The sequence below is a fragment of the Marinobacter litoralis genome, assembly GCF_003336705.1.
In the GTDB taxonomy this organism is placed as follows: Bacteria; Pseudomonadota; Gammaproteobacteria; order Pseudomonadales; family Oleiphilaceae; genus Marinobacter; species Marinobacter litoralis.
The window spans coordinates 1-21,614 of the sequence record NZ_QMDL01000006.1; the positions used below are offsets into that span (position 1 = coordinate 1).

At 53.5% G+C, this 21,614-nt stretch carries 19 protein-coding genes; 14 read left to right on the forward strand and 5 right to left on the reverse strand.

Annotated features, from left to right (window positions below; translation table 11 throughout):
- Positions 1-383: 383 nt before the first annotated feature.
- The 11 genes from DOQ08_RS15660 (at position 384) to DOQ08_RS15710 (ending at position 13,442) form a co-directional block, all read left to right on the forward strand.
- On the forward strand, positions 384-2,144 hold the full coding sequence (locus DOQ08_RS15660; RefSeq protein WP_114335930.1) for a COG3904 family protein: 1,761 nt from the start codon (positions 384-386) through the stop codon (positions 2,142-2,144).
- A gap of 75 nt (positions 2,145-2,219) precedes the next feature.
- Positions 2,220-2,915: a response regulator transcription factor gene (locus tag DOQ08_RS15665; RefSeq protein WP_114335931.1), complete on the forward strand. Its 696-nt coding sequence runs from the start codon at positions 2,220-2,222 to the stop codon at positions 2,913-2,915.
- Entirely contained in the window at positions 2,902-4,248 is a 1,347-nt protein-coding gene (locus DOQ08_RS15670) for an ATP-binding protein (protein WP_114335932.1), read from the forward strand. Before DOQ08_RS15665 ends, DOQ08_RS15670 begins: the two co-directional genes overlap by 14 nt.
- Before the next feature lie 198 nt (positions 4,249-4,446).
- Complete coding sequence (locus DOQ08_RS15675) at positions 4,447-5,178, forward strand: UTRA domain-containing protein (protein ID WP_114335933.1); 732 nt, start codon at positions 4,447-4,449, stop codon at positions 5,176-5,178.
- An 88-nt stretch (positions 5,179-5,266) separates the two neighbouring features.
- Positions 5,267-6,499 carry an NAD(P)/FAD-dependent oxidoreductase gene (locus DOQ08_RS15680; protein ID WP_114335934.1) on the forward strand — a complete coding sequence of 411 codons (1,233 nt, stop codon included), beginning with the start codon at positions 5,267-5,269 and terminating at the stop codon, positions 6,497-6,499.
- An 18-nt stretch (positions 6,500-6,517) separates the two neighbouring features.
- The gene (locus DOQ08_RS15685; RefSeq protein WP_114335935.1) at positions 6,518-7,669 is read left to right on the forward strand and encodes a 2-aminoethylphosphonate--pyruvate transaminase; all 1,152 of its coding nucleotides are present in this window, start codon (positions 6,518-6,520) and stop codon (positions 7,667-7,669) included.
- Between the two features lie 10 nt (positions 7,670-7,679).
- Positions 7,680-8,507: a phosphonoacetaldehyde hydrolase gene (gene phnX, locus DOQ08_RS15690; protein WP_114335936.1), complete on the forward strand. Its 828-nt coding sequence runs from the start codon at positions 7,680-7,682 to the stop codon at positions 8,505-8,507.
- 92 nt (positions 8,508-8,599) lie between these two features.
- Positions 8,600-9,646, forward strand: a complete 1,047-nt coding sequence (locus DOQ08_RS15695; RefSeq protein WP_114335937.1) for a putative 2-aminoethylphosphonate ABC transporter substrate-binding protein — start codon at positions 8,600-8,602, stop codon at positions 9,644-9,646.
- A 73-nt stretch (positions 9,647-9,719) separates the two neighbouring features.
- Positions 9,720-10,790 carry a putative 2-aminoethylphosphonate ABC transporter ATP-binding protein gene (locus tag DOQ08_RS15700; protein ID WP_114335938.1) on the forward strand — a complete coding sequence of 357 codons (1,071 nt, stop codon included), beginning with the start codon at positions 9,720-9,722 and terminating at the stop codon, positions 10,788-10,790.
- Positions 10,791-10,824: 34 nt separating this feature from the next.
- Complete coding sequence (locus tag DOQ08_RS15705) at positions 10,825-12,540, forward strand: putative 2-aminoethylphosphonate ABC transporter permease subunit (protein ID WP_114335939.1); 1,716 nt, start codon at positions 10,825-10,827, stop codon at positions 12,538-12,540.
- Positions 12,537-13,442, forward strand: a complete 906-nt coding sequence (locus DOQ08_RS15710) for a DMT family transporter (RefSeq protein WP_114335940.1) — start codon at positions 12,537-12,539, stop codon at positions 13,440-13,442. Before DOQ08_RS15705 ends, DOQ08_RS15710 begins: the two co-directional genes overlap by 4 nt.
- Before the next feature lie 54 nt (positions 13,443-13,496).
- On the opposite strand, the gene DOQ08_RS15715 is transcribed toward DOQ08_RS15710, so the two are convergent.
- The 5 genes from DOQ08_RS15715 to DOQ08_RS15735 all read right to left on the reverse strand — a co-directional run bounded on the left by DOQ08_RS15715 (position 13,497) and on the right by DOQ08_RS15735 (position 18,939).
- Positions 13,497-14,153 carry an HAD family hydrolase gene (locus DOQ08_RS15715; protein ID WP_114335941.1) on the reverse strand — a complete coding sequence of 219 codons (657 nt, stop codon included), beginning with the start codon at positions 14,151-14,153 and terminating at the stop codon, positions 13,497-13,499.
- 74 nt (positions 14,154-14,227) lie between these two features.
- Positions 14,228-16,219: an alkaline phosphatase family protein gene (locus DOQ08_RS15720; RefSeq protein ID WP_114335942.1), complete on the reverse strand. Its 1,992-nt coding sequence runs from the start codon at positions 16,217-16,219 to the stop codon at positions 14,228-14,230.
- Positions 16,220-16,467: 248 nt separating this feature from the next.
- Positions 16,468-16,845 carry a RidA family protein gene (locus DOQ08_RS15725; RefSeq protein ID WP_114335943.1) on the reverse strand — a complete coding sequence of 126 codons (378 nt, stop codon included), beginning with the start codon at positions 16,843-16,845 and terminating at the stop codon, positions 16,468-16,470.
- A gap of 27 nt (positions 16,846-16,872) precedes the next feature.
- On the reverse strand, positions 16,873-18,147 hold the full coding sequence (locus DOQ08_RS15730) for an NAD(P)/FAD-dependent oxidoreductase (protein ID WP_114335944.1): 1,275 nt from the start codon (positions 18,145-18,147) through the stop codon (positions 16,873-16,875).
- A gap of 15 nt (positions 18,148-18,162) precedes the next feature.
- Positions 18,163-18,939: an IclR family transcriptional regulator gene (locus tag DOQ08_RS15735; RefSeq protein ID WP_114335945.1), complete on the reverse strand. Its 777-nt coding sequence runs from the start codon at positions 18,937-18,939 to the stop codon at positions 18,163-18,165.
- Positions 18,940-19,160: 221 nt separating this feature from the next.
- On the opposite strand from DOQ08_RS15735, the gene hutG reads away from it, so the two are divergent.
- Genes hutG through DOQ08_RS15750 form a run of 3 tightly spaced genes read left to right on the forward strand, consistent with a single transcriptional unit; the run spans position 19,161 to position 21,602 of the window.
- A complete protein-coding gene (hutG, locus tag DOQ08_RS15740; RefSeq protein ID WP_114335946.1) occupies positions 19,161-20,132 on the forward strand; it encodes a formimidoylglutamase in 972 nt (323 codons plus the stop codon).
- Positions 20,133-20,173: 41 nt separating this feature from the next.
- Positions 20,174-21,139 (forward strand): TAXI family TRAP transporter solute-binding subunit, encoded by a 966-nt coding sequence (locus tag DOQ08_RS15745; RefSeq protein ID WP_114335947.1) that lies wholly within the window; start codon positions 20,174-20,176, stop codon positions 21,137-21,139.
- Positions 21,132-21,602, forward strand: a complete 471-nt coding sequence (locus tag DOQ08_RS15750) for a DUF1850 domain-containing protein (protein WP_165823684.1) — start codon at positions 21,132-21,134, stop codon at positions 21,600-21,602. The genes DOQ08_RS15745 and DOQ08_RS15750 overlap by 8 nt, the downstream gene beginning before the upstream one ends.
- The last annotated feature ends 12 nt before the right edge of the window (positions 21,603-21,614 follow it).

Here is a 21,614-nt window from a genome sequence, read left to right on the forward strand (position 1 = left end):
CGGATAGCGGCTGTTGGTGCTTAGTGAACGGTGTAAGGTCCTGAAACTATAGCACTTTCAGCCGCTTTCTTTTATCCCCTCATGAGAAATCCGGGTTAGGGACACCATCAGGTTGTCCAACTGATTGGGTCCACCTCAAGGATAGTGAAACAAAGCTCGTTGTAAGCAGGTCTATTGTTGAGGTCGGAAGCTGTGTAGAAGTGATTTCACCCGATGATTCTGAAATTGAGCTCTTGAGAAGGCTCGCGCCTGATCAATGCGTGTCGGGATTCGAATGACTGCCAGGTAGAGCTGACATCTACTGACAAAGTCGCAACATTTGTCAGATCTGTTTCTGTCCTGCACTGGATTAATCTGCTCCTGTTCTTACAGGAGACGATTAGATGAACTTTTTTCGACGCACGTTATTCAACCGCAAGTTACTTATGCTGGTCCCGGCGCTGGTCGCTGCTCTGGCGCTGGGTGCATGTGGTGGCTCGTCCAGCAATGAACGCTCTGAACCGGTGAGTGAGCACAAGAGCCCATTGTTTTCGGTTCGGGGTGACTGGGCCATTATGAATGGTGAGATCACCAGCAAGATCGTTGATCAGTTAAACGCACTGGTGGCCGAGAATCCGCAGGTTAGGACCATTGTGATGCAAAATGTTCCTGGCTCCCTTGACGATGAAATGAACCTTAAGGCCGGGTTGCGATTGCGTGAATTGGGGCTAAATACCTATCTGCCACCGGGCAGCCAGATTGCTTCCGGCGGCGTGGATCTGTTTTTAGCTGGCAAAGAACGCATTGCCGCACCCAATGTGCTGATTGGCGTGCATTCCTGGGCCGGTGGCGGGGTGACTGATGCCAGCACTCTGGATCGTGATCACCCGGGCCATAAGATGTTTCTCGATTATTATCAGGCATTGGGAATCGACCCGGACTTTTACTGGTTCACCATCACGGCCGCCAATGCCGACAATATCCATTGGATGAGTGTGGATGAGCGCCAGCGCTTTGGCATTACAACGCGTGCAGCCAACGACAAAGAGCTGAATATGATTACAGCTCATGCGCAGAACAATCGTGAGCTGAAAGCTTTGTTTACTCAGTACACTTGGATCGATAGCCCCAATAATAAGCCGATTCACATTTTTGCCGCCAGCGACGTGTCTACGCAGCAGATTGTCAAAGCGCGTTCAGTGATGGGCCACTACCTTTCCAATGAGCAAGGGGTACTGAACAAAAATGCCATGGCCAATAAATTGGCTGATCAACAGGCTGGTCTGTTTATGTTTGCCAAAGAGGCAGATGCTCAAGCGGCCTTTGACGGTGATTTTGGCGAATTACCGCTGGCGCAACACGGCCAGGACTTAAGTGCGACAGAGGTGTTTGTGGAGGGTGACGTTCGTTATATGAATCGCAAGCCTCCCGTCGCACGTGACGCGACTTACGAGGAGGTTCTGCATTTGGTACAGGGCCACGGGTTGGCAGTGGCTGAACCGGCATTGCAACAACGCATCGTGGCGCAAGCCAACCGGGCGCTGCAAAGTAAGAGCTGGAGGCCGTCTCAGGACGACATCAATGAGTGGAGCGCGGAACTTGACGACAATGGCTACACCTCACTGAATTATGAGTACCTGGCTGCTGCCGTTGAGGGTTATTATGGGCTTTGGGGGCATGCAGACTCAGGTCTCGACGGTTATGCCGGGATTAACCGAGCACGACAGAAGCAGCGTGACCCTGGTGGTCTGGCGTTGATCGAGGAAGTATGGCCATCCACCATTGTGACCATGATGCCAATCAGCCCGGATTTCCCGGCTGGCGAGACCTTTTCTCTGGCATTCGATGCCAAGGTCGATTACACCCATCAAAGCCAGTTTCTGCGGCATGTGTCTTTGACGGGCCGTAACAGCAGCAACATTCGTGGCAATGATTACAACAACGTACTGCAAGGCAATGCCGGCAACAACCGCATTGACGGTGCCGCTGGCTCCGAGGACACGGTTCTCATGAAAGGCTTGCGGCGTGAGTATCAGCTGAAGGCGACAGATGGCGCCTGGCAGATCAAGGACATTGTTGCTGATCGTGATGGTATCGACACCCTGGTTAACATTGAAAAAGTCCAGTTTACCGACCAGGTGCTGAAGCTCTCTCGGCCACGCTGAGACCTCAGACCGTTGAGTGATGTCCATCACGGCACTGCAGTTGATGGACATCCGATTTAAGAAGGACCGGTACTAATGAGCGCTGATATTCATCTGCTGGTGGTCGAAGACGATGCTGAAATCAGCCGGCTGTTAACGGTTTTTCTGCAAACCGAAGGCTATGTTGTGGATGTTTGCCAGCGGGGGGATCAGGCTCCGTTACGCGTACGCCAGTCGCCACCCGATCTGATCATTCTCGACATTCTTCTGCCCGGTCAGGACGGGTTGCAGGTGTGCCAGCAAATTCGCGCGTTTTATGATGGCCCGGTGCTGATGCTGACCGCCTGCGACGACGATATCTCGGAGCTGACCGCATTTCGCAGTGGCGCGGATGATTATGTGCGCAAACCCATTCGGCCCGATGTCTTGCTGATGCGAATTCAGGCGCTTCTGAAGCGTTGCACCAGCCGTCGCCCGACGGTGAACGAATACCGCAGTGGGCCGTTGAGGATTGTACCGGGCCGGCGCGAGGTGCTGCTGAACGACAAGGTGATCGAGATTCAGAGTGCCGAATTCGACTTGCTGGAGTTGCTGGCCCGGCACCAGGGGCAGGCCGTCAGCCGTGATCGTTGCTTCCGGGCATTGCGGGGGATTGATTACGACGGCAGTGATCGTTCCCTGGATATGCGCATATCGTCTCTGAGAAAGCGCCTGGCAGACTCAGAATCGCCACGCATTATCAAAACCGTTCGCGGTGTGGGTTACATGTTGGCAAACGATGAAACCCGTTAGTTTTTTCTGGTATCTGTATGGCGTGGTAGCACTGGCTCTGGTGCTGACGGTAGCGGTGTTGTTTTTTACCATCAATTATCTTGAAAACCAGAGTGACTGGCAGGACTTTGCCCGTGATGTTGAGCGAAGTGTGCGTGTGGCCGAGGCCCAGTGTCGGAGCCAACAGCTAAGCAACCCCTGTGTTCAGAGCGTGGTTAATGATCACGGCTTCGACGTTATCGCTTATCTGCAATCCGATGCCCGTGCAGGTGCATCGGCCAACGCCGGTTCGGTAATCGGTGAGTGGCAGGGCGATGACCTGACCATCTCGGTGTATCGGTACTTTGATGGTTTTCAGGCAAGTCTTCGCAATCAGGCACAAGCCTACTGGGTACGTGACAGCGAACAACATCTGCAAGAGGCCGAGACTGACGGTTTTCCGCTGGAGGTTCTGGCAACCGCGCTGCTGGTGACCCTGCTGCTATTGCTGAGTATTGGCGTGTTTTTGCTTTGGCCGGTGAAACGTTTATTGGGCTGGATAAGCCAGTTGCGAGAAGCCACCGATGCGTTGGCCTTGGGAGACTACTCGGTTCGGATTCCGACCATTGCTGTACATCCTTTTTACCAGTTGGCCAATCGTTTTAATCGGATGATTGGCCTTATCCAGACGAACCTGGAAGAAAAACGACTGCTGGCCAATGCCATGGCACATGAAATGCGCACACCACTTAGTCGTGTCCGTCTGGCCCTGGCATTGTTGCAGCGTTACCAGCCACAAGACGACAGTCATGCTGCTTTGCTCCAGGATCTTGATCGTTACATAGATGAGCTGGAAAACGTCACCAGCAACAGCCTTCAGCTTGTGCGGCTCCAAAACAGTGAGATCAATTGTCAGAGGCTGGACCTGAAGGCTTGGGTGGAACAGAAACTGAGATTACGCCGGGGCAGAACATCCAGTCTGAGTTGGGAGTTTGAGTTGCAGCCCGCGGAGATCACCACAGACGAACATTTTCTGCATTTGATTATCGACAATCTTCTGAATAACGCAGAGCAATACGCCAGGTCCCGTGTGGCGGTGACACTGGGGGTTCACAACGGGCGGTTGCAACTGTCGATCAGCGATGATGGCCCGGGCATTGCCGAGGAATTACGGCAACAGGCATTGCAGCCTTTTAGCCGGCTCGATCCAAGCCGAGACCGGCGCTCGGGCGGTATTGGCCTGGGCTTGGCGTTGGTGAATACCGGATGTCAGCGCCTTAATGTTCACCTGTCGATGGCCAGTGCCCAGCCGGGGTTGCGGGTTGTTCTGATTTTCCCGATCGGGAACAAGCAGATAGCCAGTGTGCCTGAGTGAAGTGAGCTAAAAAATAGATCTCCCCGTCTTAAAGAACATGGAACCCTAATGGTATCTGCCAGATTTCGGTGTCAGGATATTTTGGCGGGGAATCATTGCAACTAGGTGACCGTTGGATTTCAAGTAACTTGGGGGTGTCACAATGCTGCATTAAACTGCAGTTATGCTCTCTCGTTTTTCGATACGGAGTTTTGTTACATGCCAGAGAATATCGCCACCTCAGAGGCCGGCTCGCCTCTGTATTTGCGTGTCAGGGATCAGCTGGCTGAGCAGATAGAGCGGGGAGAGGTGACGGCGAACATCAAGCTGCCCTCGGAGCGGGTTCTTGCCGAACGTTTTGAGACCACGCGAGTAACAGCACGGCTTGCGCTGGCTCAGTTGGAAGCAGAAGGGCGTATATATCGCTCCAACCGAAGGGGGTGGTTTGTGTCCCCACCGCGCCTGATCTACAACCCTACGGAAGATTACAGTTTTTCGGACAATGCTGTTACCCAAGGGCGTCTCCCCCGAACGGAGACGCTTGAGGTTCGCTGCACTGTTGCCTCGGCTTGGCTGGCGGGTAAGACAGGTCTTGAGACTGGGGATCCGGTGGTGCTGGTCCGGCGCCGACGTTACCTGGATGAGCGGCCGGTGCTGGTGGAAAACATCTATCTCAACTCCCGTCACCTCCCGGGCATCAAAGGTTTTGATTTCAATCGCTCTCTGTGGAAGCTTCTGCGCGATCAATACAGCGTTGATTTGGTTCAGAAGAAGATTGAAATGTTTCCCACTGCGCTGGTGGATCCTCAGGCATCCGCGCTGAGCGTCAATGCCGGTACCGCAGGACTGTGCGTGAATCGCTGTAGCCGGGACGCTGCCGGGGTTTTTGTGGAGTTTGACGAGGAGTTCTGGCTTCACGACACCCTCAGTATTCAGGTGAATGTGGCTTGAGTCTGCTCGTTATTTCGTCATCTATCCTTCATTAAACTGTCATAACTTCCCGTGATACTGGTCTATACCAGATAAGTGGGGAGTTGCCATGTCCATTGCCAATCATCCAGATGTCGTCGTCATTGGCGGCGGCATCCTGGGATGTTCCATTGCCAGTTATCTCAGCCAACAACCCGGCCTGACCGTCACCGTCATTGAGCGCGGAGGACTGGCCGAGCAAACCACCAGTCAAGCAGCCGGCCTGTTGACCAGGATTCGTCCGTCCTCAGGTCTGACCGCACTGGCGACCGAGACCTTTGAAGCCATCGACCGGCTAGAGCAGGACGCCGTTACGCCACTGCCAATTCAGCGGGCGGGCAGTTTGCAGGTTGCTGCTTCCGCGTCAGGGCATTGTCAGCTCGAGATTCTGGCCCTCAGAGCATCCGAATTTGGACGGCACACCGAATGGCTTGATAACTCCGAAGCGGAAAAATTGTCTCCTTGGCTGGCTCTGGAGGAGGGGACTCGGGCCCTGTTTCTCCCAGACGATGGTTATATCGACCCGTATGCCTTGTGCATGGCATACGCTCGTGCGGCCCGGCGTAACGGTGTTCGATTCCTCTTGCACCACGAGGTGACGGAGCTGGTTGGGTCTGGGGAGCGTGTTACAGGTGTTCGGCTGTCGACTGACGATACGGTTCAGGCAGGATTAGTGATAGATGCCGCAGGTCCCTGGAGCACGGCGCTGGCGCATCAACAGGGTATCAACCTGGCGATGGCACCAATTCGAAGTCATTACTGGATTTCTGCGCCTCACCCGAGAATTGCTAACGGTGCTCCTATGACCATTCTGCCCGACAGCGGCGCCTACGCACGCCCAGAAGTAGGCGGCCTGCTGTTCGGGCTGCGTGATAGCCGCGCCGTTTACGCCCAACCGGACGCTCTCCCCGATAGCCTGCATGGTTATCGCTTCGATGTCGATCCGACTGGCGATGAGGCCCTGGAAACAGGCTATCCGGCATTTCAGCGTCAATGCCCGGTACTCGAAGAGCTGACCCTCGCCCACTACATCAGCAGCATTTCTAGCTATACGCCGGACAGTGCGCCGCTGATCGGAGCGATGCCCGGTGTGGGTGGATTCCTCGCGGCTACCGGGTGTTCGGGGGCTGGTGTTGGTCTGTCGGGAGGTATTGGGCGCCTCGTATCAGATTTGGTGTCCGGTCAGACCCCTTTTGTTTCTATCAACGATTTCAGGCTGGATCGGTTTGGCCCAGTCGATTCTTTTGATGCCACTTTTATCCAACGCTGTGCCGAGGCTCGCGCCCGTAAGCGTTCCGGTTAATTACCACGGAGATTACCTATGATTGAGAAAGACCCTTACCTACTTACCCCTGGCCCGTTGACCACCAGCTTGACAGTCAAGCAGGCGATGCTTCGGGACTGGGGTTCCTGGGATGGTGATTTCAATGGCATGACCGCACAAGTGTGTCAGCGATTGCTGGAGGCGGCCGGCGGCGAGCAAAGCCACGTTTGTGTACCGGTGCAGGGCAGTGGCACCTTCGCTGTTGAAGCGGTCTTAGGGACGTTGATAGCCCCAGATAGCCACACCCTCGTGCTGATGAACGGCGCTTATGGCAAGCGGATAGGTCAGATTTTGGATTACCTGGATCGGCCGTACTTGAGCATCGACAAAGGCGACTATGAACCCCCGCGCGGCGATGAAGTGGCCGCATTCCTGAGTGCTCACCCCGAGGTGGCCCAAGTTGTGGTGGTCCATTGCGAAACCAGCTCCGGAATCCTCAATCCGATTGAGGAGATTGCGGAAGTTTGTGAGCAGGCGGGTACCCGGTTGATCATTGATAGCATGAGTGCATTCGGAGCCTTGCCCGTGAGCGTCGCAGCATTGCCCTGTGCAGCGCTGGTGTCATCCGCAAACAAGTGCTTTGAAGGTGTGCCCGGATTCGGCTTCGCAATCATTGAGCGGTCGTTGTTGGAAGGCGCTCAAGGCCGTTGTCACAGTCTGTCGCTGGATTTATATGAGCAGTGGCGCTACATGGAAAAAAACGGTCAGTGGCGGTATACACCGCCGACCCACGTCGTAGCCGCGTTTCTGCAAGCGCTGAAAGAGCATGAGGCTGAAGGCGGAGTGGCGGGGCGTTTGACCCGGTATACCCGCAACCGGAACCGGCTGGTGGCTGGCATGCGAGAGCTGGGTTTCCAGACTTTGCTAGCCGACGAGTGGCTTTCTCCGATTATTACGACCTTTTTGTCACCGGGCGCGTCAACGTTCGACTTCCGCCAGTTTTACGATGAGATCAAGCACCAGGGTTTTGTCATCTACCCTGGCAAGCTCACGGTTACTGACAGCTTCCGAATTGGCTGTATTGGCCAGCTGTTTGATGAGCAAATGGACGACGTTATTTCTGCGGTGGCCAATGCCTGCAAAAATATGGGGCTGACACTGCCTGTGCCACCTCCTGTCTTGACCCCTGATAACCTTAAATCCGACTGAAGGAGTTGTTATGTACCGTTATACCCGTTCGTACACCGGGCCTGTACAGGCCATCATTCTGGATCTTGCCGGCACGTGTGTGGACTTTGGCTCGTTGGCACCGATTCAAGCGTTTCTCACACTGTTTGAATCCGAAGGTCTTTCGCTGACGGAGGCAGAGGCCCGTGAGCCGATGGGCACCGAAAAGCGAGAGCACATCCGGCAACTGCTGGCGATGCCTCGGATTCAGCGGCAATGGCAGGATCGCACTGGCGCCGCGCCGACCGAGGAAGATGTTGAGCGACTTTATCACGCTTTTGTACCGTTTCAGGTCCAGGCGATTGCGGAACGCTCTGAGTTGATTCCTGGAGCCTTGAATCTGCAGGCATTTGCTCGCGACCATGGCATCAAGCTGGGCGTTAATACGGGCTACAGTCGAGAGATGGTTAACGTGATGCTACCGGAGCTTCGTCGTCAGGGTTTTGAACCTGAGAGCGTTGTCTGTGCCACCGAGGTACCTCAGGGTCGCCCGGCGCCGTATATGAGCTTTTGCAATGCCATGGAGCTGGGGGCGACTGCCGTTCAAGGTTGCGTAAAAGTGGACGATACCGCCACCGGCATTGAGGAAGGGTTGAATGCGGGAATGTGGACGGTTGCTGTGGTGGCTTCGGGGAATGCCGTGGGTTTGTCGCAGTCGCAGCTTGAACAGCTGGATGATGACGAACGGGCTCAGTGTCTTCGTGTAGCGCACCAAAAAATGGCTCTCACGGGTGCTCACTATCTTATTGATTCCATTGATGAGCTGCCGGAGGTTGTCGCGAATATTCAGGAGCGGATTGAGGCTGGCGACCGCCCCTGATTGGCCACTCAGAAATCGTCACAGCACTGTCACGATAATGACATCCAGGGTCGTTATCGTGGTGGTGAAGCTCTGGTATAGACCAGAAATTGATGACTTATTCAATCTACGACGAGGATCGCCACGTGAAAAAGCTTAAATCCGCTCTTGCCTTCTCACTTTGCGCTGCGGCTGCCGGCGTTCAGGCTCAGACTGAACTTACCGTTTACACCGCTCTGGAAGCAGACGACCTGAAAAGATACGCGCAGAGCTTTAACGATGACCATCCGGACATCAAAATTAATTGGGTCCGTGATTCCACTGGCATTGTTACCGCCCGTTTGCTGGCTGAGAAAGAAAATCCCCGTGCTGATGTCGTTTGGGGGCTTGCAGGCACGAGCCTTCTGATGCTGAAGAATGAAGGCATGCTTGCGCCATACGCACCGGAGGGGCTGGAAAATCTGTCACCCAAGTTTCGCGATCGCGATGAGGTGCCCTCCTGGGTTGGCATGAATGCCTGGATGGCCGCCGTCTGTGTAAACACTATTGAGGCTGAGAATGAAGGCTTGCCGCTGCCTTCCAGTTGGCAGGATCTCACTAAGCCGGTTTATCAAGGGCATGTGGTTATGCCGAATCCCAATTCCTCCGGAACCGGGTTCCTGGATGTCTCTGCCTGGTTGCAGATGATGGGCGAGGACGAAGGCTGGGCTTTCATGGATGGCCTGCACAACAATATTAGTCGCTACACCCATTCTGGCTCCAAGCCCTGCAAAATGGCGGCCTCTGGTGAAACTCCCATCGGAGTGTCATTTGCTTTTCGCGGTGCTCGTCTAAAAGACCAAGGTGCACCTCTGGAACTGGTGTTCCCTGAAGAGGGGCTGGGCTGGGAAGTGGAAGCTGCCGGTATCATCAAGGGCACCTCTAAGATGGATGCCGCTCAGACGCTGGTTGACTGGGCGATCAGCCGCGAGGCCATGGAAATGTACAACGAAGGCTTTGCCATTGTGGCGATGCCCGGCGTGGCCAAGCCGGTGAAACACTTTCCGGAAAATGCAGACGAGCTGATCATCGATAACGACTTTGCCTGGGCAGCCGAGAATCGCGAGGCGATTCTGTCGAAATGGCAGAAGCGTTACGACACCAAATCGGAAGCGCAATAATCGGGCTGTTTCCGGCCCCTCGGCGGGGCCGGAAACTCTGACAAAGCTGGAATAAATGACGGAGGGTTAAACGATGAAACAGTCTATCCAGGGAAGCCGGTTGGTCGTGAAAAATGTCGGCAAACATTTTGGTGATTTTTGTGCGCTTCGTGATATCAATCTGGAGGTAGAACCGGGCGAATTGGTGTGTTTCCTCGGACCTTCCGGATGCGGTAAAACCACGCTTCTGAGAATTATTGCAGGTCTGGAAACCCAGTCTTCAGGTTCACTGTACCAAGGCGGAGACGATATATCTTTGAAGCCGCCTCACGCGAGAGATTTTGGCATTGTTTTTCAGTCCTATGCCTTGTTCCCGAATATGACGGTTGCGGACAATGTTGCCTACGGCTTGCGCAGTGTGGGTGCGCCTAAGCAACAAATACAGCATAGAGTTTGTGAGCTATTAACCACCGTCGGATTGCCCGACCAGGCCAAAAAGTACCCAACCCAGTTGTCCGGTGGCCAGCAACAGCGAGTGGCTTTGGCTCGTGCTTTAGCGCCCAGTCCCGGATTGCTGTTGCTTGATGAGCCGTTGTCGGCCCTAGACGCCAAAGTTCGTAATCACCTGCGGGCCGAAATTCGACATTTGCAGCAACAGTTGGGGGTCACCACAATCATGGTGACCCACGATCAGGAAGAAGCTCTTGCCATGGCCGATCGGGTCGTGGTGATGAACAACGGTGTCATCGAGCAGGTAGGAACGCCGGTGGAGGTGTATCAGCAGCCAGCGTCAGCGTTTGTCGCTGAGTTCATCGGGGCGATGAACTTTATGGACAGCGCTGCAGTCAACGATCGTTCTGTGCAACTCGGTAGTCGTGTGCTGCATTTACCAAAACCGTTGCCCCGCGGGAAAGGTGCCGTGCGGCTGGCGATTCGTCCAGAAGATGTACACCTGCAGCCAATAACTGGCGATGGTTGGGAGGCGCAGGTAAACACACTGGACTACCTGGGAGCCTTCGTTCGGACACAAGTGACTCTCAGAGGGTGTGGGCTGCGTTTGGTGGTGGACGTAGACCCCCGCTCAGCTCGCGAGCTTGGTTTGGCCCAAGGTGCTTGGGTGAATGTGACTTTACCCTCAGACTCGTTGCACTGCTTCGCGGCCTGAGAGAACGACTATTGACTGACGAAATGATGAATTTATGAACCTTTCTGCATCTACTGCGGCATCAGTGCCGCTGAGTGAAAAGGCGCAACAGCTCGCTCAGCGCTGGGGCTATACTCTGTTGCTGCTTCTGGGGTGTGGCGTACTGACATTACTGGTCTTGGCCCCACTGTACACCCTGTTGTCAAAAAGTGTGAAAAATAAAGCCGGTGACTTTGTCGGTCTCGAAAATTTTGCTCAGTATCTAGGTTCCGGGGCAGTCGAGTCAGCTCTTTTCAACTCCCTGTGGGTCGCTGGTTTAAGTACGGTTGTGGTAGTTCTGCTGGCCTTTATGGCGGCTTGGGCTTTAACGCGTACACGATTGCCATTGACCGGATTAATTCGAGGCATCCTGGTAGTGCCAATCCTGGCGCCGTCGCTGCTGTCGGCCATCAGTTTGGTGTATCTGTTCGGGAATCAAGGGGTCTTGAAAAGCTGGTTGTTTGGTGCCGAAATTTACGGTCCAATCGGAGTCGTTCTGGGCTCGTGTTTCTGGACTTTTCCTCATGCGTTGATGATTCTTCTGACCGCCATGGAAAATGCCGACGGGCGCCATTACGAAGCCGCCACTTCTTTGAAAGCCAGCCCTTGGCGAATTTTCTGGACGGTCACGGTGCCGGGTGCCCGATACGGTCTGGTAAGTGCCGCGTTCGTGGTATTTACGTTAGTGATCACAGACTTTGGGGTGCCCAAAGTGATTGGTGGTCAGTTTGACGTGCTTGCTACCGATATATACAAACAGGTGGTTGGTCAGCAACGATTTGAAATGGGGGCGGTAGTGAGTGTGTTGCTGTTGCTGCCAGCGCTTCTGGCTTTCGTCGCAGACCGATATGTGCAGCGCAAGCAGACCGCCAGCTTTACCGCTCAGTCGACGCCCTACAAGCCCAGAGCCAACAAAGCCCGTGACTGGTTCGGTGCTCTGATGCTACTCCCTGCGGTCGTGTTTATTCTCGCGATCATTGGCATGGCCATCTACGCATCGCTAGTCACTTTCTGGCCATATAACCTGGAGATGAGTTTCAGGAATTATCAATTCGATCTGATGGATGGGGGCGGCTGGGGGGCCTACATCAACAGCGTTCAAATGGCGCTGGGTGCAATGGTATTTGGAACGGCGCTGGTGTTCTTTAATGCCTGGCTGATGGAGCGAACACCCCAGCCATCAGGTCTTAAAGGGCTGTTCCACCTGCTTTCTTTGCTGCCCCTGGCGGTGCCGGGGCTGGTACTCGGGCTTTCGTACATTTTCTTTTTCAACGACCCGAATAATCCTTTGAATATGATTTACGGCTCTCTGTTGATCCTGATTCTATGTACCGTCGCCCATTTCTATGCGGTCTCGCATCTGACGGCGATCACGGCCTTGAAGCAGCTCGACCGGGAATTTGAGGCCGTGGGTGAATCGCTGAAGGCATCCCGCTGGCGGGTGTTAGTCACCGTTACCTTGCCCCTGTGTTTACCTGCGATCCTCGATGTGGCTCTGTACTTGTTTGTAAATGCCATGACGACAGTGTCCGCAGTGGTGTTCTTGTACGGACATGATTCTCAGCTTGCCTCAGTGGCGGTGCTGAATATGGACGAAGCCGGTGACATTGCGCCAGCGGCGGCTATGGCGGTGTTGATTACTATCACCTGTGCCGGCGCGAAATTGGTTCAGGGGTTATTGCGGTTCTGGTTGGATCGTTCCACCAGAGCCTGGCGCCAAGGAAAGGTATGACCCTCTCGGCAACTTTGATTGTTCTGCTGTCGGCTCTGGCTCATGCAAGCTGGAACCTGTTCGGAAAAAGCGTCAACCCAAGTGGCGCTTTTTTTTGGTACAGCACTTTTTGGGGGGCGATACTTTCGTCACCTCTGCTTTTCTCTTACTGGGATGTTCTGCAACAATTGACTCTGCAAATATGGACGCTTGTGATTCTTACTGGCGTCTTTCAGGCTTTATATCTTAGTGCGCTTGCGGCTGCGTATCGCCATGGAGAGATGTCCGTTGTGTACCCCATGGCTCGATCTTCTCCGCTCATCATTTTGTTGGTTGGAGCCCTGTTCCTGGGAACTGCAGACAGGATCACCGCAGCGGCTGTCTGTGGCATTCTGCTGATCGTTGCAGGTTGTATGGTTCTGCCCATGCGCTACCTCCGGGATTTTCGCTGGTCGAACTACGCCAACCTTGCAACGTTGTTTGCGCTGATAGCAGCGATGAGTACTGCGGGTTACTCGTTGGTTGATGATAACGCCACTCGGCAGATGCGGGCGCTACCGGGTTTGGCGATCAATGACGGTGAGGTGGCGTTGCTGTTTGTGATATTACAAGCTTGGTCGGCATTGGCTTGGCTCTCTCTGGGGGTGCTGTGCCAGCCTGAAGAGCGGCGCTTGATGAGGGTTCTTGTGAGGAAATGGCGGAGCACTCTGGGTGCAGGCATTTTGATTCTGGGAACCTATGCGCTGGTGGTGTGGGCCATGGCCTACGCTGAAGACGTCAGTTATATAGTTGCGTTTCGGCAGATCAGTATTCCTATGGGGGTTCTGATGGGCTGGCTGTTTTTGAAAGAGTCGTTGCACGGCCCCAAAATACTGGGGGTCGGTGTGATTTTGATTGGCTTGTTTCTTGTGGTCCTGGGGTAGTGCGCCCAGATCGCCCACTGTGAATGGATCGCATCAGTAACAGGAGGCGGAGGCTCACAGTCTCGCTCCCTCCAGAATGGTCCAGCCGGCGGTCTGCGCTCGAGCCAGTAGCTGCGGGTCTGGATTAACGGCCACGGGGTGATCGACCTGCTCAAGCAGGGGTAGGTCATTGTGGGAGTCGGAATAAAACCACGTAGTTCCCAGAGGTGTCGTTTGCACAGACAACCACTGCTTTAACGCTTCTAACTTACCGGCTTGAAAGGGGCGCCGGGCACCGATTTCTCCAGTCAGTGCGGAATCGCGCCAGAGGACTTCAATCCCCAGTGCATCTGGAACCCCCAACGCCTCAGCTATTGGCAGCACCAGGTGTTCGCCGGTCGCAGAAATAATGAGTAGTCGGTGTTGTTGTTGCCGGTGCCAATCAAGGCGCTGGCGCATGGCTGGACAAATGCGGGGCCGAATTACCTCGTCAATAAACCCGTTGACCACGCTGTTTACTTGCTCTTTGCTCCATCCCTTTATGGGTAACAGGCTGAATTTCATATATTCTTTCAAATTCAGGCGCCCACTCTGGTAGTGTTTGAGAAACAGGGTGTCCTTTTCGGTTGCCTTGGGGTCGGGGTGCAGTCCTTGCTCTATGAGGAATGCCGTGAACAGGTGGGCGCTGTCACCGCTAATTAATGTGTCGTCGAGATCGAAAATAGCAAGCATGCTGTACTCTTGGGTCTAAGTTGGATTTTGCTAGGAAATCCCCCGGCCCAATTGACTTCAGGCCGGGGCAGGGCTTACAGGTCGCCCAATCGAGCAGTGGTGTTGGCGAGACCCATTGCTTCGTTCACTGTCAGGGCTCGGTTAAATATCACCAGATCTGCAACGTCCAGATTTAGGCCTTTGCCTAGGTTGTAGTTGCCCGTGCCGTCCTCACCCAGATTGAGGGGATTGGGTGAGGCGATACTGGAGACGTCGCCGGTATCGGTCAGTGCAGCCTGAAAACCAAAGGATTCATCGTGCGTATACAAGGCCGCTTTGCCGTTCGTCAGATCAATTGAAACAACGGCAAGTACCCACTGATCCTTAGCCAGAGGCATATAGGCGGTGTCGGCCCGGTGGGAGCCGTCTCCGAGGTTCAGTTTGATGGAATTGTTTTTGGCCGCCACGATGAAGCCCTTATAAAAGCCACTGCCCCAGTTTTTGTTGGACATCACGCTGGGGTCACCGCTATGGGTACCGTTAATCCGGAAGCGAAAAACAAAGGAAATCTGGTCCTTGCCAGACAAATCCATAGTCTGGCTTAGATAGCCTTGGCTGCGCTGTAGATTAACCGCTTTGGCTTTGTTGAATGGGCCGTTAACATAGGAGGGAGTGGCGGACGCGTTCGACATCCAGCCGAACGGCTCAATGGTTGCGTTGAAACTAGACAGGCCCTCTCGCTCTGCTAGCAGGGCGGCGATGTCTACAGGTGCCGTCAACGAGACTCTTACCGAACTGCTGACCGGCGAGCCCACATTACCCTTCACGGCGTAGACTACGGTGTTGCTACCTTCCCCGAAATTTTCGAGTGTCAGGGTGTCGGTATAATTAGTTTCCCGCGCATCCACCTCTGCGATCTGTTCGCCGTTGCGGTAGATAAACACTCGATTTACATCGCTGGTTGCCTGCCAGCTGAGGTTGACCGTGGCTGACGACTGTTCGGTCTGTTTTACTGAAGTTAGCAGCTTGTAGGTACCTAGGTCCCCAATAAGGGAGGGGCTCACGAGTTGGTCGTCTACTGTTGGGGTATGGCCCAAATAGGTCATAACCGTGGGCATCACCGAGGTAATAGCGGGATAAGCCATCAGTTTGTTCTGTTCCTCATCATCGGACAGTTCCAGTGCCTTGGCTGGAGTCGTCAGGAACTGGTTGAACACCTCAGGCTTGTTTACACCGATCACGCTGGTGCGTTCAGCCAAGCTATTACCGCCGTGCCCCCCGGCCGGACGATGGCCGTGGTCGGATACAATCATTACCAGCCAGTCTTCGTTCAGGGTGCGTTCACGATGCTCAACCGCAGCCATAATGTCCCCCAAGCGCTCATCGGTCTCACTCAGCGTCATTTCATAGCGCTCACACCAGCCGCAATAATGGCCTGATCCATCCAGCTCATCCAGGTGGGTAAAAATAAAGCCGAGATTGCTGTCTTCTTGTTCCAGCTCCTTCACCAGCTGTGAAGTGATGAATGGATCTACCGATTCACCGCTGGGGCGGGACGTACCATCGATTCTTCGATCGATGCTCGACATTTCTTTGATCATGTGACCGCTGTTAATTGGAGTCCATGATACAAAACTACCGGTTTTGATCGCTGGATCACGCAGCTTGAGCTTAGTGAAAATGCTTTCGTTGGCGACCGGCATATCGTTATTGCTTTGCACCCCGTGGCTATCCTGCCACGTGCCCGTCAGGATACTGGACCAACTGGGGCCGGAAGAGGAAACCTGATATGAATCGGTGTTAAGCAGACCCCCGGTAAAACTCTTGGTTAGCGTAAACCGTGCAAAGTTTGGGGTTTCCGGCTCATCGATCTCGGGGTTGTCGACAGCGTCGATGTAGTCGTACATCAAACCATCAATGCCGATCACCAGTGCCTTGCGGGTAGGTTCGGTTACTGGTGTTTCGATGTCAGGTTTAGTGATGTTATTTTTGTCTTCGTTGCTATTGCTGTCATTGCAGCCACTCAGCGCGACTAGCGCTGCGGTAGCAATAGCTAACTGCTTACTCGGAAACTTTCCAAAAGGCATCGTGTAATTCCTGTTTAGGTTTTAGATTTTAGGTTTTTGACACTCGGCATGATGAGCTCTGGTATATGCCAGATTCAGCTTAAGGAAGGTTCGTGACGAATAGGTGTCAAAGTTATTGCAAAGGTTTCGAATGGAAGGGAGTAAAAAGCCCCAAAGTGATTGGGGCTATCATGTGGTTGACCCAAACAGCCGGCCTAGCTTGTTGGGAATTTTAAAAAGAGAAATGTTTTTGTGTAATTATTTAACGCTTAATCTTCGACCGTCGCATAGACGACCAATTCAACTAGCATCTCTTCTCGAGCAAGGCCGGCTATTACCAAAGCTGCACGGTTGGGGTACGGCTTTTCGAAGTATTCTGCGTAGATTTTGTTAACAACCGGCAGGTGCGATCTGTCGGTAACATAAATCAAAACCTGTGTGACATCTGTGAGGTTTGCGTTTGCGCATTCCAGTGTGTGGCGAAGGTTTTCCATGGTCTGGCGTGTTTGGGCTTCAATACCGCCGTCAACCACTTTCCCTTTGTCATCAATAGGGATCTGAGCAGTGAACAATATGCCGTTACCAATGGTTGCCCACTCTAGTGGTGATGGGGACGCGTATAATTCAGTTTTTACTGTTTTAACCATGTTTGCTCTTCCTTAGGTGGGTTTTGGTTAGCGCTCAGCACCTGCCAGCCGCCTTTCTACGGCGCTGACGAGGTTGAATCCAATGTGTCTAATTGGCTCAGGTGGCATCCAAATGGGCACGCCCATGAGCTCGTGGACGTTCAGGCAGGGCTGGCCGGAAGCTAGATTGGCCAACTGCTGTCCCAGAAGCGTTCCCTTTAAAATACCGACGCCGTTGCAGCCGATGGAGGCGAATAGCCCTTTTTTTAGCTGACCCCAAAGCGGTGCTCCATTGGCTGTCAGCGACGTGGTGCCGCCCCACCATTCCTCCAAGCCATAACTGCTCAGTTCAGGGAAACGGTTTAACAGGCTTTGTTCAAGATAGCTTCGTGTGGCGTCATTGCCTTCGCGCTCGTAGCCGTAAAAGCCGCGTATAAGAAGTCTTCCATCGTCAGTGGTTCTTAGGGTGGAGCCAAGACGGTGGGCAGGCAGCAACCCCCATTGACCTTCTGGTGCTAGGGCAGCGAATAAATCGGCTGGCAATTTTGGGGTGATCCCTGCATAGGTAAATATTTTCACGCTATAAGCATTTCCGAACCCCAAAGAGGCGGCGAAGGCATTGTTGGCTAGAAATACCTGTGGTGCCTGAAGTGCACCTTCGGGTGTTGTGGCTAACCACCCAGATGAGGTTTGTGACAGGTGAATAGCCGGGCTCTGCTCATGCAATGTAATCGTGGCGGGAAGGCTTCGGGCCAAGTTCGAAATCAGTGCATAGGGGTTGACCAAGCTGTTGCCTGGCAAATTCAGCCCAGCACGGTAATAGCTGCTGCCTGTAATTGACCTCAAGCGTTCTGGACTCATCCACTCGAAGGGTTGGCCGCTCTTTTTAAGGAGTGAAGCTAAGGTTGAGAGATTTCGCATGCCCCGGTCTGTAGCTGCGCCTTTGAAAATTGTAGAGTTTGCTGTGACGGCTCCCGGATAGGCTATTTCACGCATAGCATTTTGGGTGGACTGATAGTGCCGGTAGAGTTCTCCGGTCGCTTCAGCGTTGACTCCGGTGAAGGCGTGCTCGAGAACGAATCCCGAGTTGCGGCCTGGGGAGCCTGCACCAATGGTTTCCGCCTCTAAAACTCTGATATCACTTTCTGGCTGTAGCTTTGCGAGCTGGCTGGCTATGCCGATTCCGGTATAGCCAGCGCCGATAATGATCGCGTCGCAGGTTTGAGAACCTGTAAGGCGAGGGTGTTTCTGGGACAACTCAGCTGTCTCTTTCCAACCACAGGCGCGTTTATAATCAGGGTAGGGGGCGTTGCTTCTGTTCATCGTAGGTATACTCTGTTACCGGGTGTTTTCCACCGGGTCGAAAAGGTTGTGGCTAATCGCTCTCGCACTGGCCAGAAGTGATTTTGTAAGGCGCTCGTAATGTTCGTCGGACAACCGTGAGCGCCGCAGGCAACAACTTAATGCAGCGATTGGTGTCTGGTTTTTTCCGAAAACAGGGACAGCTACACCCGTAAATTCAGGCGGGTCAGTGCCTTCCACTCCGCAGGTGACTTCGAGGTGTCGGCAGTTGGCGATGGCTTCCTGCACGAGCCCGCGCGTGATTCCTTTTGCTCGCAGAAACGGCGCTTCGTTGTGGTCAAGGATGTGTGTCTGTTCTTGCTTGCTCATAAAGCTAAGGATGGCGATGGACGCCTGGCCGACCCCGAAGGGAATTCGGTCACCCTTTTGACGGGTGTAACTCCGTGCGGGGTGTTGCCCATCTGCGATATCTAGGCATAGCACGTGAAAGCCGTCAGGGATCATAAGAAAAAAGCTGTCACCTAAATTCTCTGCCATGTCCAGCAGGTGCATGTGCGCAACCTTGTCCAGTGCGGCGCGGGTCAGCTCGCTCCAGCTCAAGAGTTCCGGACCGGGATAAACTGGCCCACGACTAAGTGGTTGCCTGACAAGACCTAGATCTTTTAGAGCGCGAACCAAGCGATACACTGTCGCAGTGCTCAGGCCCGTTGCATCGGTGAGCTCAGAAATGGAGAGGCCGTGTTGCCCGGCTTTTATCACCCGGCGAAGCAATGAGTAACTTCTGTCCAGAGTTTGAATGCCGCTTTCATACATACCGGTCTTACCCTTTTCGATTTCATTGCCCTCTTTGAGTGTAACTGTACCTCTTAGCGTTCATTTTGGCTTATCGCAAAGTGAGAAATATTCGGAAATTTAACCATAGAAATTCATATGGACATTCAGTATTCATATATGCACGATAGGTGGTGGTAGGGTGTTTAAATGTCGGTTTTTGTATGCTTATATGATCGCATGTTGAATTAGAGTGAGAGAGTATGGTCACGTTCAAGCCAGCATCAGAGTGGCACGGCAGGGTAGATAGTGAAGAAGGGGCTGGTGCTACACGGTGGCATCAAATGGTGTCACTTGCGCCAGATGGACGCTCCGGTCAAACCGTGGGAATGCTTGGCTTTGCGTGCGATGCAGGTGTCCAGAGAAATAAGGGGCGGCCCGGTGCTGCTGCTGGTCCGGATGCGCTTCGGCGTCAACTGGGTAGCTTAGCTTGGCACGGTGGTGATGACGTGTCGGTAATTGACCTTGGTACGGTCGAGGTTGTCGGTGACGCATTGGAGCACGGTCAAGAAGAGCTGGCGTCAAAAGTTGCGGAAGCACTTGCGTCCGTCAATCGCCTATTAGTAATAGGTGGGGGACATGAAACAGCTTGGGGCAGTTTTTCGGGGCTAGCAAAAGTGTACGACCCGACCACTACAAGAATCGGCATTATCAATCTAGACGCCCATTTTGACCTGCGAATGAAAGGTGAACAGGGTGCATCGTCGGGTACGCCCTTTACCCAAATAGCTGAGCGCTGCGGACGGGATTCTTTTCATTACTGCTGCTTGGGCCTTGCTCGGACGAGCAACACCTCCTCCTTATTCGAACGTGCCCGTGCTATGGGGGTTAGTTATCGTGAAGATAGAGATATGCGGGAGGTAGATATTCCGGACGTCATAAAACAAGTCCGCGAATTCAGTCAGGGTTTGGACATGCTCTACCTGACCATCGACTTGGATGTACTTCCTCACTATCAGGCACCTGGTGTTAGTGCTCCAGCGGCACGAGGTGTTGCGTTGGAAGTTGTGCAAGCTGTGATTAATGAAGCGCAACAGATTGCTGCGACATTACCTTACGGCATGCCTTTGGTAGAAATTTGCGAGTTGAATCCCGAATTTGATGAATCTGGCGTTACCGCTAAAACAGCGGCTCTGCTGGCGGACACACTGCTGTGTCAACACTGCCGCCCATGAGGCGGTATCACTAAGCTAAAACAGTAAAGGAAGTCAAAACAATGAAAAAGCTGAAAACGATGCTTATGACTGCCGCTTTGGGCGTGGGTCTGGCTGCGGGAGCTGCGCAGGCGCAGGAGCGAGTGTTTTTTGGAATCGCTACCGGTGGGACGGGCGGCACCTATTACCCGCTTGGCGGCATGTTAGCGCAAGTGATCTCCAATAACGCCGAGTTGAAAGGCAAAAAACTGTCAGCGACGGCTGAGACTGGAAACGCATCGGTGGCAAATGCCGGCCTGCTCGGACGGGGAGATATAGAGTCTGCTTTTGTTGCGGCCGATATCCTCGATTCGGCCTACAAGGGACAGAACCAGTTTGAGGGAAAGGCCCAGAAGAATCTTCGAGCTCTGGGTGCTCTGTATCCAGAGGCTGTTCAATTGGTAGCCCAGCCCGGTATTACGTCATTTCGTGATCTGAAAGGCCACTCCGTTAGTTCCGGTTCGCCTGGCTCCGGGCAGTGGCAACTACTCGGGGACCTGTTGGAAGCTCATGGCATGACTCGTGATGATTTAACCGAAGATTATTCTTCCTTCTCTCAATCTGCCGAGAAAATAAAAGATGGAAATCTTGACGCATCCTTGATTACTGCCGGTTCACCAACCGCATCTATCTTGGAATTGGCTAACGGGCACGATATCAACATTATTCCGTTGACCGGTGCACCGATCAAAAAATTGCAGGAAACCCAGCCGTATTACGCATCCACCATTCTGCCGGGTGGCACCTATAAAGGCGTGGACAACGATGTTGAAACCATTGCTGTCCGAGCGATCTGGGCAACCCATGCTGACTTGCCAGAAGATATTGCTTACGCGGTTACCAAAGCGCTTTACGAAAATACAGACACCTTGGCCAAGGTCCACGTGAAGGGTAAGGAAATTACACGCGAAACCGCTCTGGAGTCGGTATCCATTCCTTTGCATCCAGGTGCAGAAAAGTATTTCCGTGAAAAGGGCATCATTGAATAAGCTAGCCCTGCTGTTAGCCGGGGCCTTTGCCCTGGCTGGCAAACTGCAGGCTGCAGAACTGGAAATTAGTTATTACCGGGAAGGCAAGCTGCTTGCGTGTATTCCTGTGGCCGACAAGACGTTTGAACTTTCATTCATCCACTCTGTGTCGCATACGCCTGTCAAGGATTACTACCGACTGGTGGAATCCTCCGCTGGCGGACTGACGATTAACCAGACAGCAGAAGTTTTTATCGCCCATGGGCAAGGGCTGCCCTCACTGGTGAACGAACCCGATGCGACGTCTTTCAAGCGCAGGGATGGCCAGTTTATTCTGGAAATGGATCGGGATATTGGACCGCTGATTGTACGAACCGATCGGCGCTTCAAGAACAGATTGCACACTGGAAATAAGAATATCAATTTGAACCAATGGCCGGACGGCGGGCTGCTGATTTCTCCGGTCTATAACTGCCAACCATAACTCAGAGTGAAC

What these genes read in the sequence shown, in the direction of transcription:
- DOQ08_RS15660 (WP_114335930.1), top strand. Translation starts at nt 384, where the DNA reads ATGAACTTTTTTCGACGCACGTTATTCAACCGCAAGTTACTTATGCTG.
- DOQ08_RS15665 (WP_114335931.1), top strand. Translation starts at nt 2,220, where the DNA reads ATGAGCGCTGATATTCATCTGCTGGTGGTCGAAGACGATGCTGAAATC.
- DOQ08_RS15670 (WP_114335932.1), top strand. Translation starts at nt 2,902, where the DNA reads ATGAAACCCGTTAGTTTTTTCTGGTATCTGTATGGCGTGGTAGCACTG.
- DOQ08_RS15675 (WP_114335933.1), top strand. Translation starts at nt 4,447, where the DNA reads ATGCCAGAGAATATCGCCACCTCAGAGGCCGGCTCGCCTCTGTATTTG.
- DOQ08_RS15680 (WP_114335934.1), top strand. Translation starts at nt 5,267, where the DNA reads ATGTCCATTGCCAATCATCCAGATGTCGTCGTCATTGGCGGCGGCATC.
- DOQ08_RS15685 (WP_114335935.1), top strand. Translation starts at nt 6,518, where the DNA reads ATGATTGAGAAAGACCCTTACCTACTTACCCCTGGCCCGTTGACCACC.
- phnX (WP_114335936.1), top strand. Translation starts at nt 7,680, where the DNA reads ATGTACCGTTATACCCGTTCGTACACCGGGCCTGTACAGGCCATCATT.
- DOQ08_RS15695 (WP_114335937.1), top strand. Translation starts at nt 8,600, where the DNA reads ATGACTTATTCAATCTACGACGAGGATCGCCACGTGAAAAAGCTTAAA.
- DOQ08_RS15700 (WP_114335938.1), top strand. Translation starts at nt 9,720, where the DNA reads ATGAAACAGTCTATCCAGGGAAGCCGGTTGGTCGTGAAAAATGTCGGC.
- DOQ08_RS15705 (WP_114335939.1), top strand. Translation starts at nt 10,825, where the DNA reads ATGAACCTTTCTGCATCTACTGCGGCATCAGTGCCGCTGAGTGAAAAG.
- DOQ08_RS15710 (WP_114335940.1), top strand. Translation starts at nt 12,537, where the DNA reads ATGACCCTCTCGGCAACTTTGATTGTTCTGCTGTCGGCTCTGGCTCAT.
- DOQ08_RS15715 (WP_114335941.1), bottom strand. Translation starts at nt 14,153, where the DNA reads ATGCTTGCTATTTTCGATCTCGACGACACATTAATTAGCGGTGACAGC.
- DOQ08_RS15720 (WP_114335942.1), bottom strand. Translation starts at nt 16,219, where the DNA reads ATGCCTTTTGGAAAGTTTCCGAGTAAGCAGTTAGCTATTGCTACCGCA.
- DOQ08_RS15725 (WP_114335943.1), bottom strand. Translation starts at nt 16,845, where the DNA reads ATGGTTAAAACAGTAAAAACTGAATTATACGCGTCCCCATCACCACTA.
- DOQ08_RS15730 (WP_114335944.1), bottom strand. Translation starts at nt 18,147, where the DNA reads ATGAACAGAAGCAACGCCCCCTACCCTGATTATAAACGCGCCTGTGGT.
- DOQ08_RS15735 (WP_114335945.1), bottom strand. Translation starts at nt 18,939, where the DNA reads ATGTATGAAAGCGGCATTCAAACTCTGGACAGAAGTTACTCATTGCTT.
- hutG (WP_114335946.1), top strand. Translation starts at nt 19,161, where the DNA reads ATGGTCACGTTCAAGCCAGCATCAGAGTGGCACGGCAGGGTAGATAGT.
- DOQ08_RS15745 (WP_114335947.1), top strand. Translation starts at nt 20,174, where the DNA reads ATGAAAAAGCTGAAAACGATGCTTATGACTGCCGCTTTGGGCGTGGGT.